Source organism: Arthrobacter sp. T572 (assembly GCF_056780115.1).
The window spans coordinates 3,820,622-3,837,319 of record NZ_JBRAZQ010000002.1 but is presented as its reverse complement, the minus strand read 5'-3'; the positions used below and the strand labels follow the sequence as shown (position 1 = coordinate 3,837,319).

7 protein-coding genes and 4 rRNA genes are annotated in these 16,698 nt (G+C 60.9%); 8 read left to right on the top strand and 3 right to left on the bottom strand.

Going from position 1 to position 16,698, the window contains the following annotated elements:
- Window positions 1-63: 63 nt before the first annotated feature.
- The 8 genes from rrf (ACUYMZ_RS18945) (at window position 64) to ACUYMZ_RS18910 (ending at window position 13,149) form a co-directional block, all read left to right on the top strand.
- A 5S ribosomal RNA gene (gene rrf, locus ACUYMZ_RS18945) occupies window positions 64-180 on the top strand.
- Window positions 181-2,042: 1,862 nt separating this feature from the next.
- Window positions 2,043-3,568: ribosomal RNA gene (locus ACUYMZ_RS18940) — 16S ribosomal RNA — on the top strand.
- Window positions 3,569-4,154: 586 nt separating this feature from the next.
- A 23S ribosomal RNA gene (locus ACUYMZ_RS18935) occupies window positions 4,155-7,300 on the top strand.
- 142 nt (window positions 7,301-7,442) lie between these two features.
- Window positions 7,443-7,559: ribosomal RNA gene (gene rrf / locus ACUYMZ_RS18930) — 5S ribosomal RNA — on the top strand.
- The 16S, 23S and 5S rRNA genes sit together here, the layout of an rRNA operon.
- Window positions 7,560-7,696: 137 nt before the next feature.
- Complete coding sequence (locus ACUYMZ_RS18925) at window positions 7,697-8,200, top strand: GNAT family N-acetyltransferase (protein ID WP_426004492.1); 504 nt, start codon at window positions 7,697-7,699, stop codon at window positions 8,198-8,200.
- Window positions 8,201-8,406: 206 nt separating this feature from the next.
- A complete protein-coding gene (locus ACUYMZ_RS18920; RefSeq protein WP_011776355.1) occupies window positions 8,407-8,694 on the top strand; it encodes an HU family DNA-binding protein in 288 nt (95 codons plus the stop codon).
- A 226-nt stretch (window positions 8,695-8,920) separates the two neighbouring features.
- A complete protein-coding gene (locus ACUYMZ_RS18915; protein ID WP_481605269.1) occupies window positions 8,921-11,176 on the top strand; it encodes a bifunctional copper resistance protein CopD/cytochrome c oxidase assembly protein in 2,256 nt (751 codons plus the stop codon).
- Entirely contained in the window at window positions 11,176-13,149 is a 1,974-nt protein-coding gene (locus ACUYMZ_RS18910) for an NHL domain-containing thioredoxin family protein (protein WP_442425046.1), read from the top strand. The genes ACUYMZ_RS18915 and ACUYMZ_RS18910 overlap by 1 nt, the downstream gene beginning before the upstream one ends.
- Window positions 13,150-13,258: 109 nt before the next feature.
- Here the strand turns inward: ACUYMZ_RS18910 and ACUYMZ_RS18905 are convergent, their stop codons facing one another.
- The 3 genes from ACUYMZ_RS18905 to ACUYMZ_RS18895 form a co-directional block, all read right to left on the bottom strand.
- Window positions 13,259-14,257, bottom strand: a complete 999-nt coding sequence (locus ACUYMZ_RS18905) for a ubiquitin family protein (protein ID WP_426004489.1) — start codon at window positions 14,255-14,257, stop codon at window positions 13,259-13,261.
- 183 nt (window positions 14,258-14,440) lie between these two features.
- The gene (locus ACUYMZ_RS18900) at window positions 14,441-16,129 is read right to left on the bottom strand and encodes a helicase HerA-like domain-containing protein (RefSeq protein WP_481605266.1); all 1,689 of its coding nucleotides are present in this window, start codon (window positions 16,127-16,129) and stop codon (window positions 14,441-14,443) included.
- A gap of 9 nt (window positions 16,130-16,138) precedes the next feature.
- On the bottom strand, window positions 16,139-16,657 hold the full coding sequence (locus ACUYMZ_RS18895) for a GNAT family N-acetyltransferase (protein WP_426004487.1): 519 nt from the start codon (window positions 16,655-16,657) through the stop codon (window positions 16,139-16,141).
- Window positions 16,658-16,698 lie beyond the last annotated feature (41 nt).

Genomic DNA, 16,698 nt, shown 5'->3' with positions numbered 1-16,698 from the left:
CCACAGTTGTAACCACACAAACTTCCCACCCCCACCAACAACCGGGGGGACGGGTAACAAGGTTACGGCGGTCATAGCGTGGGGGAAACGCCCGGTCCCATTCCGAACCCGGAAGCTAAGACCCACAGCGCCGATGGTACTGCACCCGGGAGGGTGTGGGAGAGTAGGACACCGCCGGACAACCATTCAGGTCGAGACCCCCCAACCACGTTGGGGGGTCTCCCACATTAACCACCCAAACACCCACACAGAAACCCCGACCAAGGACGGTCGGGGCTAAACCCACTTAACCCCCAAACCAGATCGCAGACCAGGCCGTTCCCAGCGCCCGGAACGCGCACAAACGCGACCTGATCGGGTAGCCGCTACCCCGAGAAGAACACCGACAACTCACCAACAAGCTTCTCCGGTGCCCTATTAGGGCTAGCGTTGCTGCAGCAGTTCGTGCAGGACATCTGAACAGCGCTGGAGTCCCCGGCAGGTCAGTAGCTGCCGGCGTGCCGTTGTCCCTGGAGAACTACCCGTAATACGTTGTCCCAGGACCGTCCATCAAGCCCTCTACGGGCCGGGAAGATCGGACCTGGCCGCGGATCCTGCCGCTTCTGTTCGCACCGGATGGGCGCTTCTGTTCGCACCGGATGGGCCGGTCGCCGGCGGCGTCGTCGGAAGGAAAATCGATGCAGGCCCTTCGGGCATGGTCATGATTCGAGACCGGCCTTGCAGAAGCGATCGGCAGTTTGGTGTCGGGGCTAAGGAAGGGACTTAGTCACTAGAGAGAGGGCGCTCCGTCATCGGGACTCTGGTTGAACCCTCGTACACCTGGCGGGTGTAACCGCGGAGCTAGAATCTGCGAGTTCCACTGGTCGAAGCACTGACACCTCTTCCAGCCCACCTGGATCGCTCTCCGACTGGGATCAAGGCATTGAGACGGCCTGCCACCACGAGTTCACGTGGCAAACACCCACGCCTGTGTACTCCTGCGACTTTGCGAGTCCATGGCAACCCGGATCTAACGAAACACTAATGGTTAGCTGCGGCAGTACGTTCCGAAAGGAACAGATCAGGGCGTCCACACTCACGAACACTTGGCTGTGTTCGCAGTCGAGCTCAATCAGCGACCACGTGAGATTCCCAGAGGCAGAGCCCCTTCCGAGCGCCTGACTGGACTGCTCTCACCTTCGACCGAGCCCTAAAATGTTGCGACGACCGCTGAATTTCGCAGCCCTCACAATGGCTAACGCGTCGGCCGTCGCCGACAGTCGGGCCGGTAGGAGGGTTCAGCCGGTCTGGTCGCGACTTTCCGCTGTGAGGCGGTTGAGTGCTGCACGGAGATCCCGGCCGCGAGACGGTTTCGACGGAGCTGTAATTGCCCGGCCACCTGATTCACCAGGCCTACGCCGCTTCTCCTGGTCCGGGGGACCAACCGCTCCCGCAAGCGACTTCTGGTCAACGACTTCACCCAGCCGGGTGAACCGACCGCTTTGGCGTGACTACACGCACGCGCATCTCCTTTGATGAAGCTCCTCTGGATCGCCGGATCCCACACCTCCAGCAGGCTCTTCCCTTCCCGGGGATGTGGTGGGGTTCACGTTGATTGTTGTGCTGGCGTTGGGGTGGGGACCGCAGGACGGTGTTGGTCTTAGTGCGTGTTTTAGGGGTTTTGGGGTGGTTGCCGGGTGGATTTGCGTTGGGGGTTGGGGGCGTGTATTGTTTTCTGAGTCGCCGGGAGCGGAACGGAAAGCCGGAAGGTGTGTACGGGCCGGGAGGCGGCGGATAAATAACTCTTCTTTTCCAATGGCCCTTGGTGGGTGTGCTGCTTTGTGTGGTGCGCTTCGGGGTTATGTTTTGGAGGGTCTGTTGTTTGAGAACTCAATAGTGTGCCAAGTTTGTTGATACCGATTGTTTTTTGATTGGTTGGATTTTGCCGGGCCGCCGTGCACCCCCGTGTGTGGTGGTTTGGTTTTCAGCTGGTTTCAGATTTTTGCATGGCTTCTCCTGTCTTTTTCCGGTGGGGGTTGTTGTGTTTTCGTTTTTGTTTTACTTTGACGGAGAGTTTGATCCTGGCTCAGGATGAACGCTGGCGGCGTGCTTAACACATGCAAGTCGAACGATGATCTCCAGCTTGCTGGGGGGATTAGTGGCGAACGGGTGAGTAACACGTGAGTAACCTGCCCTTGACTCTGGGATAAGCCTGGGAAACTGGGTCTAATACCGGATATGACCATCTGGCGCATGTCATGGTGGTGGAAAGCTTTTGTGGTTTTGGATGGACTCGCGGCCTATCAGCTTGTTGGTGGGGTAATGGCCTACCAAGGCGACGACGGGTAGCCGGCCTGAGAGGGTGACCGGCCACACTGGGACTGAGACACGGCCCAGACTCCTACGGGAGGCAGCAGTGGGGAATATTGCACAATGGGCGCAAGCCTGATGCAGCGACGCCGCGTGAGGGATGACGGCCTTCGGGTTGTAAACCTCTTTCAGTAGGGAAGAAGCCTTTCGGGGTGACGGTACTTGCAGAAGAAGCGCCGGCTAACTACGTGCCAGCAGCCGCGGTAATACGTAGGGCGCAAGCGTTATCCGGAATTATTGGGCGTAAAGAGCTCGTAGGCGGTTTGTCGCGTCTGCTGTGAAAGACCGGGGCTCAACTCCGGTTCTGCAGTGGGTACGGGCAGACTAGAGTGCAGTAGGGGAGACTGGAATTCCTGGTGTAGCGGTGAAATGCGCAGATATCAGGAGGAACACCGATGGCGAAGGCAGGTCTCTGGGCTGTAACTGACGCTGAGGAGCGAAAGCATGGGGAGCGAACAGGATTAGATACCCTGGTAGTCCATGCCGTAAACGTTGGGCACTAGGTGTGGGGGACATTCCACGTTTTCCGCGCCGTAGCTAACGCATTAAGTGCCCCGCCTGGGGAGTACGGCCGCAAGGCTAAAACTCAAAGGAATTGACGGGGGCCCGCACAAGCGGCGGAGCATGCGGATTAATTCGATGCAACGCGAAGAACCTTACCAAGGCTTGACATGGACCGGAAAGACCTGGAGACAGGTGCCCCGCTTGCGGCCGGTTTACAGGTGGTGCATGGTTGTCGTCAGCTCGTGTCGTGAGATGTTGGGTTAAGTCCCGCAACGAGCGCAACCCTCGTTCTATGTTGCCAGCGGTTCGGCCGGGGACTCATAGGAGACTGCCGGGGTCAACTCGGAGGAAGGTGGGGACGACGTCAAATCATCATGCCCCTTATGTCTTGGGCTTCACGCATGCTACAATGGCCGGTACAAAGGGTTGCGATACTGTGAGGTGGAGCTAATCCCAAAAAGCCGGTCTCAGTTCGGATTGGGGTCTGCAACTCGACCCCATGAAGTCGGAGTCGCTAGTAATCGCAGATCAGCAACGCTGCGGTGAATACGTTCCCGGGCCTTGTACACACCGCCCGTCAAGTCACGAAAGTTGGTAACACCCGAAGCCGGTGGCCTAACCCTTGTGGGGGGAGCCGTCGAAGGTGGGACCGGCGATTGGGACTAAGTCGTAACAAGGTAGCCGTACCGGAAGGTGCGGCTGGATCACCTCCTTTCTAAGGAGCTGCTAACAACTTGCCGGTGCCCCTGTAGGGGGTGTTGGTGGTTGTCAGTGTTGCCCATTGCGCAGGCGGATGTTCTGCGGTGGGTGCTCATGGGTGGAATATCAACGAATCATTTTTTGTGGTGGCATGGTTTTTGCTGCTGGTGTTCTGGTGTTAGTACGGCGGTCCTGCCCTTTTGTGGTGGGGTTGTTTGGAAGGTGCCGGGGTGTTGGTGGTGGGGGTTGTGTTTGGCGCACTGTTGGGTCCTGAGGCAACAGGACCTTCACGCAGCTTTTTGCGGGGAGACACGTTTCTGGTGTTTCTTTGTTTTCCTGCGGCCGTTTCCTTGTCACACGGGTGCCCCTCTTTTTTGTGGGGTTGTGTGGTGGGGGTGGTTGTTGGGGTTGTTGTTTGAGAACTACATAGTGGACGCGAGCATCTGGACGCATGCACCTGTTGGGTGTGTGTGTTCGTAGCAATTTCTTTGATTTAGAACCTGGGACTGCTGCCTGCCTGTTGGGTGGGTGGTGGTTTTCCTGTGGTTCTCTCGAATGGATTCAAGCATCAGCCAGGCCCCTTGGTGGGGTTTGGTGTGTGTGGTCTAGTTTTTAAGGGCGCACGGTGGATGCCTTGGCATCAGGAGCCGAAGAAGGACGTAGGAATCTGCGATAAGCCTGGGGGAGTTGATAACCGAGCGGTGATCCCAGGATGTCCGAATGGGGAAACCCCGCATAACGCTGTGAGGTGATTGTGTGACCCGTACCTGAACTCATAGGGTGCGTGGGGGGAACGCGGGGAAGTGAAACATCTCAGTACCCGTAGGAAGAGAAAACAAGAGTGATTCCGTTAGTAGTGGCGAGCGAACGCGGATGAGGCTAAACCGACCCATGTGTGATAGCCGGCGGGCGTTGCGTGGGCGGGGTTGTGGGACTTGCTGTACTGGTTCTGCCGGACCGGTGGGGTGAGAGTGCAGGTATAGGTGAACGGTCTTGAAAGGCCGGCCAGAGAGGGTGTGAGTCCCGTAACCGTAATGTTGTGCACCGCCTTTGGTGAGGATCCCAAGTAGCACGGGGCCCGAGAAATCCCGTGTGAATCTGTCAGGACCACCTGATAAGCCTAAATACTTCCTGATGACCGATAGCGGACCAGTACCGTGAGGGAAAGGTGAAAAGTACCCCGGGAGGGGAGTGAAACAGTACCTGAAACCGTGTGCTTACAATCCGTCAGAGCAGCCTTGTTGTTGTGATGGCGTGCCTTTTGAAGAATGAGCCTGCGAGTTAGTGTTACGTCGCGAGGTTAACCCGTGTGGGGCAGCCGTAGCGAAAGCGAGTCTGAACAGGGCGTTTGAGTGGCGTGATCTAGACCCGAAGCGGAGTGATCTACCCATGGCCAGGTTGAAGCGACGGTAAGACGTCGTGGAGGACCGAACCCACTTCAGTTGAAAATGGAGGGGATGAGCTGTGGGTAGGGGTGAAAGGCCAATCAAACTCCGTGATAGCTGGTTCTCCCCGAAATGCATTTAGGTGCAGCGTTGCGTGTTTCTTGCCGGAGGTAGAGCTACTGGATGGCCGATGGGCCCTACAAGGTTACTGACGTCAGCCAAACTCCGAATGCCGGTAAGTCAGAGCGCAGCAGTGAGACTGTGGGGGATAAGCTTCATAGTCGAGAGGGAAACAGCCCAGACCACCAACTAAGGCCCCTAAGCGTGTGCTAAGTGGGAAAGGATGTGGAGTTGCTTAGACAACCAGGAGGTTGGCTTAGAAGCAGCCATCCTTGAAAGAGTGCGTAATAGCTCACTGGTCAAGTGATTCCGCGCCGACAATGTAGCGGGGCTCAAGTACACCGCCGAAGTTGTGGCATTCACGCATTACCCGAGCCTTCGTGGTTCAGGGGTGTGGATGGGTAGGGGAGCGTCGTGTGGGCGGTGAAGTCGCGGTGGAAACCAGCGGTGGAGCCTACACGAGTGAGAATGCAGGCATGAGTAGCGAAAGACGGGTGGGAAACCCGTCCGCCGAATGATCAAGGGTTCCAGGGTCAAGCTAATCTGCCCTGGGTAAGTCGGGACCTAAGGCGAGGCCGACAGGCGTAGTCGATGGACAACGGGTTGATATTCCCGTACCGGCGAAAAACCGCCAATACTGAGCGGGGGATACTAACCACCCCCCACCTGGCCGGATCACCACTTGTGGTGTGATGGTTGTGGTGGTGGCTGGGACCTGATCCCGGGAGGTAAGCGTATTAACAGGTGTGACGCAGGAAGGTAGCCGGGCCGGGCGATGGTAGCCCCGGTCCAAGGATGTAGGGTCAGGGATAGGCAAATCCGTTCCTGTGTGCTTCGAGCACGCTCCTGAGATCTGATGGGACCCCCGTTCGGGGGGATCCGGTGATCCTATGCTGCCTAGAAAAGCATCGACGCGAGGTTTTAGCTGCCCGTACCCCAAACCGACACAGGTGATCAGGTAGAGAATACCAAGGCGATCGAGAGAATTATGGTTAAGGAACTCGGCAAAATGCCCCCGTAACTTCGGGAGAAGGGGGGCCTGCCCCGTGAAACGACCTTGCGTTGTGGAGCGGGTGTGGGCCGCAGAGACCAGGGGGAAGCGACTGTTTACTAAAAACACAGGTCCGTGCGAAGTCGCAAGACGATGTATACGGACTGACTCCTGCCCGGTGCTGGAAGGTTAAGAGGACCGGTTAGCCACCTCGCGTGGCGAAGCTGAGAATTTAAGCCCCAGTAAACGGCGGTGGTAACTATAACCATCCTAAGGTAGCGAAATTCCTTGTCGGGTAAGTTCCGACCTGCACGAATGGAGTAACGACTTCCCCGCTGTCTCAACCATAAACTCGGCGAAATTGCAGTACGAGTAAAGATGCTCGTTACGCGCAGCAGGACGGAAAGACCCCGAGACCTTTACTATAGTTTGGTATTGGTGTTCGGAGTGGCTTGTGTAGGATAGGTGGGAGACGTTGAAGCCCGGACGCCAGTTCGGGTGGAGTCATCGTTGAAATACCACTCTGGTCACTTTGGACATCTAACTTCGGCCCGTGATCCGGGTCAGGGACAGTGCCTGATGGGTAGTTTAACTGGGGCGGTTGCCTCCTAAAGAGTAACGGAGGCGCCCAAAGGTTCCCTCAGCCTGGTTGGCAATCAGGTGTCGAGTGTAAGTGCACAAGGGAGCTTGACTGTGAGAGAGACATCTCAAGCAGGGACGAAAGTCGGGACTAGTGATCCGGCGGTACATTGTGGAATGGCCGTCGCTCAACGGATAAAAGGTACCTCGGGGATAACAGGCTGATCTTGCCCAAGAGTCCATATCGACGGCATGGTTTGGCACCTCGATGTCGGCTCGTCGCATCCTGGGGCTGGAGTAGGTCCCAAGGGTTGGGCTGTTCGCCCATTAAAGCGGTACGCGAGCTGGGTTTAGAACGTCGTGAGACAGTTCGGTCCCTATCCGCTGCGCGCGCAGGAAATTTGAGAAGGGCTGTCCTTAGTACGAGAGGACCGGGACGGACGAACCTCTGGTGTGTCAGTTGTACTGCCAAGTGCACCGCTGATTAGCTACGTTCGGATGGGATAACCGCTGAAAGCATCTAAGCGGGAAGCTCGCTTCAAGATGAGATTTCCACACACCTAGCGTGTGAGAGGCCCCCAGCCAGACCACTGGGTTGATAGGCCGGACGTGGAAGCGAGGACCAAAGACTCGTGAAGCTGACCGGTACTAATAGGCCAACAACTAACACCACACACTTGCATGCACGCGTCCACTATGTGGTTCCCGAACAACAACCCGTTCAGGAAAACCAACCACAACCAAATAACAACACCACAGTTGTAACCACACAAACTTCCCACCCCCACCAACAACCGGGGGACGGGTAACAAGGTTACGGCGGTCATAGCGTGGGGGAAACGCCCGGTCCCATTCCGAACCCGGAAGCTAAGACCCACAGCGCCGATGGTACTGCACCCGGGAGGGTGTGGGAGAGTAGGACACCGCCGGACAACCATTCAGGTCGAGACCCCCCAACCACGTTGGGGGGTCTCCCACATTAACCACCTGCTGAGGGTAGGCTCTCGGAGTGGATCTTTCCAGAGAGTTGAACTTGGTGGATGGCGGAGGCCATCCGGGGGCTTTTCATATGAGGCCAGTCCTCTTGGAGGATGCGCATGCCCTCGCAGACCTGTACACCAGGAATGCCGCACACCTGTCGCCTTGGGAACCGCGGAGGGATGCCAGCTTCTATAGCTTGACCGGACAGAAAGCTGTCCTCGCATCCAAGCTGGAACAGTTCGAGGCCGGTTCCGAGGTGCCTTGGGTGATCACACTGCAGGATAAGCCAATAGGCATGGCTACCTTGACCGGGATAGTCAGAGGCCCCTTCCTCAGCGCGAACCTCGGCTACTGGGTGGACTACGCCCAGACCGGCAACGGTGTAGCTTCGGCTGCTGTTTCATCGGTCGCGGCGATGGCCCGTGATGAGTTGGGTCTTCACCGTGTGCAGGCCGGCACCTTGCTCCATAATGTTGCCTCACAAAGAGTCCTGAAGCGCAACGGTTTCGACCGGATAGGAGTGGCTTCTGCCTATCTCTGTATAGCCGGGACGTGGCAGGATCACGTGCTGTACCAGCGCATCCTCTTCTGACCTTGCGGGCAGTCGAAGGCCCGTAGGGTACGCGATAGCCGTCCAAGCCGCGAAAAACCCCGGAAATCCGGTGATTTTGGTCAAAAAAGCGCGGAAACACGCGGAATTTGCTGGCCATGCACGCCCAAGCTGGTAAGTTTTCGAGCAGTGGCTTGCTCGCACTCCGCGTGAAAGCTCAAAAAACGTATGAGTCCAGGAGGACGTAAATGGCTAAGAACCGCAGTGAACTCGTTGCAGAGGTAGCAGGCAAGGCTGGCACCAGCCAGGCTGCTGTCAACTCCGTGCTCGATGCTCTGTTCGAAGTTTTCGAGACTTCTGTTGCCGCTGGCGAAAAGATCACCATCCCGGGCTGGCTCGCAGTTGAGCGCACGGACCGCGCAGCACGCACCGGCCGCAACCCCCAGACCGGCGAGACCATCCAGATCGCAGCAGGCCACAGCGTAAAGCTGACCGCAGGCTCCAAGCTGAAGGCAGCTGTCGCCAAGAAGAAGTAGAACTTCTTCGGCGCACACGCCTCAAAGGGACGGCAACCGTTGGGTTGCCGTCCCTTTGCTTTTGCCGACCCCTGCAGGCAGCCAGCCCACAGGCCGACCCTGCAGGCAGCCAGCCCACAGGCCGACGCCTGCAGGCAGCCAGCCCACAGGCAGGCAGGACCTTGACTGTTCCTCCCCAACTGTCCGCCGATTCGCAGCCCGGCGGCTGGTAACGGACAATGGATAGGTGCCATCAGCAAGAAACTCCGCAACTGCCCCTTCGCCCCTTTCCAAGCCGGGAGCGCGGAGAGGCGATGCCGGCACGGGGATTTCCCTTCCCTGGCAGTTGGCAGGGCTCGCGCTGCTGATCGTGTCATTGGTGGCAGCGCTCCTGTTCTCCGGGGCTGCGGCCGCCCGGCAGGTAGCCGATCCCGGCGCCCTGGTCCGCTGGGGCCTGCCTGTGGCCAAAGCCCTGCACAACGTCTCTGTTGCTACCGTCATCGGCGGCCTGATCTTTGCCGTTGGAATCCTCCCTAAGAACCTGCGTGTTTCCCGCTCCCGGGAAAAGGACGAGGAAGCTCCGGAACACCCTGCTTTCGCCCGGGCACTGGCAGTGGCAGCAGCCGCGGGCGCTGTCTGGACGCTGTCAGCTGTGGCGGTCCTCGTGCTCACCTACGCTGACGTAGCGGGACAGGGATTGTCCGGAGACGCTGAGTTCACGCGGTCGTTGGTCTACTTCATGACTGACATTGAGACCGGTAAAGCCTGGCTGGCGGTCACCATTATCGCTGCCGTGGTCACAACAGCCCTCTTCGGCGTCAGGTCCCTGACCGGCCTCGCGTTCACTTTGCTCCTGGGATTGATCGGCCTGGTACCCACTGCGCTGATCGGCCACTCTTCCAGCTCCAGCGACCACGAAGGCGCCATCAACTCCCTCGGCCTGCATTTGGCAGGTGTTTCCACATGGGTCGGCGGCATCATCATGCTGGCCGTCCTCTCAGGAATTCTGACGGGCTCCCGCACCTCAGGAACCGGTGACATCACAGAGCCCACGCTCAGGCGCTTCTCGTCCCTGGCAGGCTTCGCGTTTGTCCTGGTTTTCGCGTCCGGAGTCATCAACGCCGCAATCCGGGTCACCAGCCCCGCCGACCTCTTCGGTTCGCCGTATGGTCAGCTGATCCTGGCGAAGTCCCTCGCCACGCTGGTCCTTGGCGGGATCGGCTTCATGCACCGTCAGTGGGTCATTCCGCAGCTCGGCAGGAGTGCGTCAATGTCAGCGCGCCGTGTGCTCTGGCAGCTGGTCCTGGTGGAGCTGCTGGTCATGGGAGCCACCTCCGGCCTGGCGGTGGCCCTTGGCCGGTCTGCCCCGCCGCAGCCCTCGGAGTACGCACCTGACGCTTCGCCGGCGTTCATCCTGTCAGGATATGAGGTTCCTCCCGAACTCACAGCCCAGCGCTGGCTGACCGAATGGCGCTTTGACTGGCTGTGGGTCGGCGTGGCCTTGTTCGGCGCGGTCACCTACATCCTGGGAATCATCAAGATCCGCAAGCGCGGCGATTCCTGGTCCTGGTTCCGGATGGTTACCTGGATGGTCGGCCTGCTGGTCCTGACCTACATCACCTCGGGACCCCCGGCTGTCTATGGCCGGGTGCTCTTTTCAGCCCACATGGTGGACCACATGGCCCTCACCATGGTGGCGCCAATCTTCCTTGTACTGGGCGCGCCTGTGACCCTTGCCTTGCGGGCGCTGCCGTCCCGGGGTGAAGGGGCGCACGGCTCAAGGGGCTTGCGTGAGTGGTTGTTGCTGTTCGTGCATTCGAAGTTCTCCCAGGTGGTCACGCATCCGCTGTTTGCGGCCGCCAACTTTGCTGGTTCCATTGTGTTGTTCTACTACTCGGACCTCTTCGGCCTGGCGATGCGTGAGCACGTGGGCCACGAGCTGATGAACCTGCACTTCCTCCTGACGGGTTACATCTTTGTGCTCGGCATGATCGGCAGTGATCCGCTGCCGCGCCGGGCTCCCTATCCGATGCGTCTCCTGCTCCTGCTCGCCACCATGGGCTTCCACGCTTTCTTCGGTGTCGCGATCATGGGCGGGACCGGTCTGCTCGCCGCGGACTACTTCGGGAACCTTGGCCGGACCTGGGGTCCTTCGGCCATCGCCGACCAGCAGCTCGGTGGTGCCATTGCCTGGGGCATCGGTGAGGTCCCCACGCTGTTGGTGGCGATCGGGGTGGCGATCATGTGGTCGCGCTCGGATGAACGGGAGACGCGCCGCGTTGACCGCGCGGCTGACAGGAATAATGACGCCGAGCTGAGCGCTTACAACGATATGTTTGCCCGGCTCGCCGACCGCGACGCCCGGCTCGCCGACCGCGACGCCAAGCAAGCCGGGACTACTGGCAAGGTTCCCCGCCCCGCACCCCAGGGAGCACCGGCCGAGGAGCACGGGGACAATGACGCCGGGCAGATCGAACGCAACACCAAGCTGGAAGGACGCTGATGAGCGAAACCGTACGCACCCAACTCCGGGTCAGGGCATCCGAACTTGAGGGCCGCGGCTGGCTCAATACCGGCGGCAAATCACTGGATCTGGAAGCCCTGCGCGGCAAGATCGTGCTGCTGGATTTCTGGACGTTCTGCTGCATCAATTGCCTGCACGTCCTGGACGAACTTCGTCCTCTCGAGGAGAAGTACTCAGACGTCCTGGTGACGGTCGGCGTCCATTCGCCCAAGTTCGAGCACGAGGCCGATCCGGAGGCCTTGGCTGCGGCCGTCGAGCGTTACGAGATCCACCACCCTGTGTTGGACGATCCCGAGCTCGCAACGTGGAAGGCCTACACCGCCCGGGCCTGGCCAACGTTGGTGGTGGTGGACCCCGAGGGCTACATCGTCGCCCACCTCTCAGGTGAGGGCCACGCGGATGGCCTTGCTGTCCTTCTGGAAGAACTTGTCGCAGAGCATGACGCCAAGGGCACGCTCCACCGTGGCAACGGCCCGTACGTGGCACCGGAGCCGACGTCGGGCACCCTCCGGTTCCCGGGCAAGGCAACCCAGCTGGCCAACGGCAACTACCTCGTGGTCGACTCCGGCCACCACCGGGTGGTGGAACTTCGCCCCGACCTGGAGACTGTGGAACGCGTCATCGGTTCCGGCACGAAGGGCTACCAGGACGGCGACGCTGAAACCGCCCGGTTCAACGAACCCCAAGGTGTGGCGCTGCTGCCTGCTGAACTCGCTGCCCGGCTTGGATACGACGCCGTGGTTGCCGATACGGTGAACCACCGGCTGCGTGGCGTGGCCCTTGCGTCCGGTGAGGTCCGCACTGTAGCCGGCAACGGCGTGCAGCGGCTCCTCGATGCGGGCCCTGCCCGGGTCACGGACTCCGGTGCCGGCACGTGGTCTGAACATCACGACGGCGGTCCGGCCGACTTCGCTGCCGACGCCCTCGACGTCGGGGTTCTTGGGTTGGGAACCGGGGTTTCCCTGTCCTCGCCGTGGGATGTTGTGTGGAGCGAAAAGCTGCAGCGTGTGGTGATCGCGATGGCCGGAACACACCAGATCTTCGCCTTCGACCCCGTGGCAGGCGAGGTTTCCATCCTTGCTGGCTCCGGACTTGAGGGACTGTTGGATGGCGTGGCCGAGGAAGCGTGGTTCGCGCAGTCGTCAGGGCTTGCCATTGACGCCGATGACAACATTTGGGTAGCTGACTCCGAGACGTCGTCATTGCGGCGCTTGGTGGTCGGTGATTCCGGGGTCACGGTGGAGACGGCCGTGGGCAAGGGTCTGTTTGACTTCGGATTCCGGGACGGCGATGCCTCCGAGGCCCGGCTGCAGCACCCCTTGGGGGTCACTGTGCTGCCGGATGGTTCCGTTGCGGTCGCTGATACGTACAACGGTGCTGTGCGCCGCTACGACCCCGCGACCAAGACCGTGTCCACGCTGGCCCGCGGTCTGGCCGAGCCCAGCGATGTTGTTGTGGTCAATCACGACAACACGGATCCGCTGCTGGTGGTGGTCGAATCGAACAAGCACCAGCTGGTCCTCGTACCGATTCCCAAGGAAGCCCAGCAGGTGGACGAGGGCGCGTCCCAAACCCACCGGCCCAAGAGCCCTGTCACGCCCGGCACGCTCGAACTGGCCGTGCGTTTCAAGGCCCCCACGGGCCAGAAGCTTGATGACCGCTGGGGAGATCCTACCCAGCTCAAGATTTCGTCCACTCCTCCGGAACTTCTGGTCTCCGGTGGCGGGACTTCGGTTGGACTGTTGCGGACCTTGGAGCTGTCCCCTGATGTCCCCGAAGGCATCCTCCACATCACCGCGCGGGCTGCGGCCTGTGATGGCCCCGAAACGGAGGACGGCGAAATTCCGGACCACGCAGCCTGCCACTTATACCAGCAGGACTGGGGCATCCCCGTGGTCCTGCAGGCCGATGGGGATTCGGAGCTGGTACTCGACCTGCGCGGCATGGACTGAGAATTCCACAGTTGACGGCCCGGTTCTCCCAGCGAGATCCGGGCCGTGCCCGTTAAGCCGTGCCCGTTAAAGCCGTGCCCGCTAAAGCCGTGCCCGTTAACGCAGGAACCTAGAACGTCAGCAGCGGCGTGACGGTGACCGTGTTGTTGTCGGTGTCCAGTTGCGTGGTGAAGCTGAAGTCGTGTTCCACATTGAGGTCCCGGCCGTAACCGGTGAACAGGTTGATCTCGCGGGCCGTCAGCCGGGCCTTGCCGTTCAAGGGTGCCACCACCCACTTGCCGCCAAAGGGTTCGATGGTGATCTTGGGGTACTCCGTGATCTCCCATTTGATGGTGCCGTCCACTACCCGGGTGTTGCTGGCGTGGTAGAACGGGCAGTCAGGTTGCAGCCGCTGCTGCTCGGTGGCTTGGGCGGCGCAGGTGTCCAGGAACTCCCGCACCTTCCCGGCGACGGCCTCGTTCATGGCCTTGGTGGACCGGGTCTGCAGGTTCAGGGGCGCGGAGCCGCCATCGCGCGTGGAGACCAGGACGGAAGTGGCTGGGGCTTCGAAGAAGGTGCCGTTGAGGCTGGCCTCGTACTTGCCGGGGTAGAAAACGGCGAAGGTGTTGTGGCCGTTGGGCATGTTCACTGGAACACCGTTCAGGGCCACCTCACTGGCGTTGACCACGGTGACTTCAATGGTGGGCAGTGTGGTGGGAACGAAGGCCCATTTCCCGAAGAACATCCACTGTGTCCCGGTTCGCTCCATCAGGAACTCGGTGCGCAGGCGGCTGCCGTCCAGCGTGTATTCCACGGGAACGGCCATGCGGTTGCTGCCCCTGGATTCAGGATTGCCGATTTTGACGTCGGACATCCTGGCTGCCGCGGTTTGCAGCGCTGTGCCGTCCAGCATGGCGGCATTGGCGGAGGGTACCTTGGCACGCAGAAGCCCCAGGGCTTCCTCGCCTTCACCCTTTTGCAGGGCCTCGAGGTATTCGCGCACAGGCTGCTGGGGACTCGCGACCGAGGAGCTCACAAGGTTGATGCAGACGATGGCTCCGGCAGCAGCAAGCATCAGACCGAGCAGCCACCCGGCTGCGGTCTTGACGAAGGCTTGACTTAACTGCACGACCCTTACGTTACCTGCCGTGGGTGCCGTAGCAGTGCATGAAGACGCGCAGGTGACCTTGGGGCAACGCGCAAGGAAAGCCCGACGGCGGGTGGCGGCAAGCGTAAGCCGCGTCCCGGCGTCGTGGGTTCCACAGCTGCCGGGGACCGCGTAAGCCGTCCGGCATCCCCGGGATGGCCGGTGTCAGCGGCGGCGCCTGGAGGATGTACCGAAGACGCCCCGGAGGAGTTCGCGGCCCAATTGCGTGCCCATGGAACGGGCCATGCTCTTGAGGCCGCCGCCCAGGGCGCCGCCAAGGACTCCGGCGAGATCGCCCAGCACTCCGGGCTCTTGTTGCGGAGGGAGGGGCGGGGCGGGTACGGGCTCGGGGTACGCCGTGGGCGCTGGCCGGGAACTTGGACGACCGAGGATCTCCTCCTCGATGCGGCGTGCTTCGGCGTCGATGTCGCTTTGAATATTGCCGGTGATTGTTCCCGGAACCGGAGGCAGTCCGGGGGCGGGGTCGCCTGTGGATACGGCAGCGGAGTCATTGAGTTTCTCGTAGGCGGAGACGTTGTCAACGGCGGTACCGTACTTGACCAGGAGCGAGGACGCGGCCACGGAGCTGCGGATGAGCTCGTCCGTGCTGGGACCCATCACGGATTCGGGGGCGCGAAGGCGGGTCAGTGCCACGGGCGTGGGGGCGCCCTTCTCGTTCATGACGGTGATGACGGCCTCGCCGATCCCCGCGGAGGTCAGGGTTTCCTCGAGGTCGTAGTCGCTTACCGGGAACGTGGACACGGTCGCTTTCAAGGCCTTGGCGTCTTCAGGGGTGAAGGCACGGAGGGCATGCTGCACGCGGTTGGCCAGCTGGCCCAGGACATCCGCCGGCACGTCCTTGGGGGTTTGGGTGACGAAGAAGATGCCCACGCCCTTGGAGCGGATCAGCCGGACCGTGGTGGTGATGGCTTCCAGGAAGGCCTTGGACGCGCCGTTGAAGAGCAGGTGTGCCTCATCCAGGAAGAACACGAGCTTGGGCTTGTCCAGGTCGCCGGCCTCCGGGAGGTCCTCGAACAGGTCGGCGAGCAGCCACATCAGGAAGGTGGAGAACAGCAGTGGCTTGGTCTGCAGGGTAGGCAGTTCGAGGCAGCTGATGACGCCCCGGCCATCGGGGGCGGTGCGGAGGAGTTCGGCGGTGTCGAATTCGGGTTCGCCGAAGAACTTTTCCATGCCCTGAGCTTCAAGGGCCACCAGTTCGCGCAGGATCACCCCCGCCGTAGCTTTGGACAGCCCGCCAAGGTCTGCCAGCTCGGCCTTGCCTTCATCCGAGGTAAGGAATTGGATGACAGCCCGGAGGTCCTTGAGGTCGATGAGCTCCAGGTTGTTCTTGTCCGCGAAGTGGAAGATCAGCTGGAGGCTGGATTCCTGGGTGTCGTTGAGGTCCATGATGCGGGAGAGCAGGATGGGCCCGAATGAGGTGATGGTGGCGCGGACAGGGATGCCGTTGCCGTCCCCGCCGAGGCAGAGGAACTCCACGGGAAAGTTCTTGCCGGACCACTCCTGGCCAAGCGCAGAAGTGCGCGCCGTCAACTTCTCGCTGGCCGTCGCCGCCGTCGCCAATCCTGAGAGGTCGCCCTTGATATCGGCGAGGAAGACCGGAACCCCGGCCGTGGAGAGTTGCTCGGCGATCATGTGCAGCGTGACGGTCTTGCCCGTACCTGTCGCACCGGCCACCAGACCGTGCCTGTTCATCATGGCAAGCGGGAGCCGGACCTGGGCTTCCTTGTGGACTTCGCCGTCCACAATCGCGGCGCCAAGCTCAACGGTGGCACCTTGCAGGGTGTACCCCTGCTGGATGGTGGCAAGTTTTTCAGCAGTGGTTTTCTTGGCCATGCGCATAGCTTAGCTGTGCGGGGAAAGATCCTTGCTGAAGGCCAGGTGCTTGATGTCTTCGGGATCTGCAGCGAGGTCGAACAACGCCTTGTAGCCTGTGGCGAGGTACAGGTTCTTGGCTTCCGGCTGCCGCGGTCCGGTGGTCAAGTACAGCTTGCGGTAGCCCCGCCGTCGGGCTTCTGCCTCAAGTTCGGCCAGCACACGGCGGGCCAGACCGCGGCGGCGATGGGCCGAGTGGGTCCAGATCCGCTTGAGCTCGGCGGTGTGTTGGTCGTAGCGGCGGAAAGCGCCGCCCGCCACGGATTCGCCGTTTTCCTGGAGGATGATCAGTGCCCCGTGCGGTGCCGCGAATTCTTCTGCGGGGTAGCGGTTGAGCTCCTCGGCGGCACCTTCGCTGCTGAACAGGTCGCCGTAGCGGGTGTTGTACTCGACCGCGAGTTCGTCCAGGAGCGGGCGCACGCGGGGGTCGCGCATGGGCAGGCTCAGGACCGTCAGGCCCGACGGTGGGAGGGTGGGCGTTGCGGTCATGTCTTGCCTTTCGTAGGTGGGAACCCAACTGGGTGACAGTT

Bases quoted from the DNA above. Each gene is read 5' to 3' on its own strand.
- ACUYMZ_RS18920 (WP_011776355.1), top strand. From the start codon at position 8,407: ATGGCTAAGAACCGCAGTGAACTCGTTGCAGAGGTAGCAGGCAAGGCT.
- ACUYMZ_RS18925 (WP_426004492.1), top strand. From the start codon at position 7,697: ATGAGGCCAGTCCTCTTGGAGGATGCGCATGCCCTCGCAGACCTGTAC.
- ACUYMZ_RS18910 (WP_442425046.1), top strand. From the start codon at position 11,176: ATGAGCGAAACCGTACGCACCCAACTCCGGGTCAGGGCATCCGAACTT.
- ACUYMZ_RS18895 (WP_426004487.1), bottom strand. From the start codon at position 16,657: ATGACCGCAACGCCCACCCTCCCACCGTCGGGCCTGACGGTCCTGAGC.
- ACUYMZ_RS18900 (WP_481605266.1), bottom strand. From the start codon at position 16,129: ATGGCCAAGAAAACCACTGCTGAAAAACTTGCCACCATCCAGCAGGGG.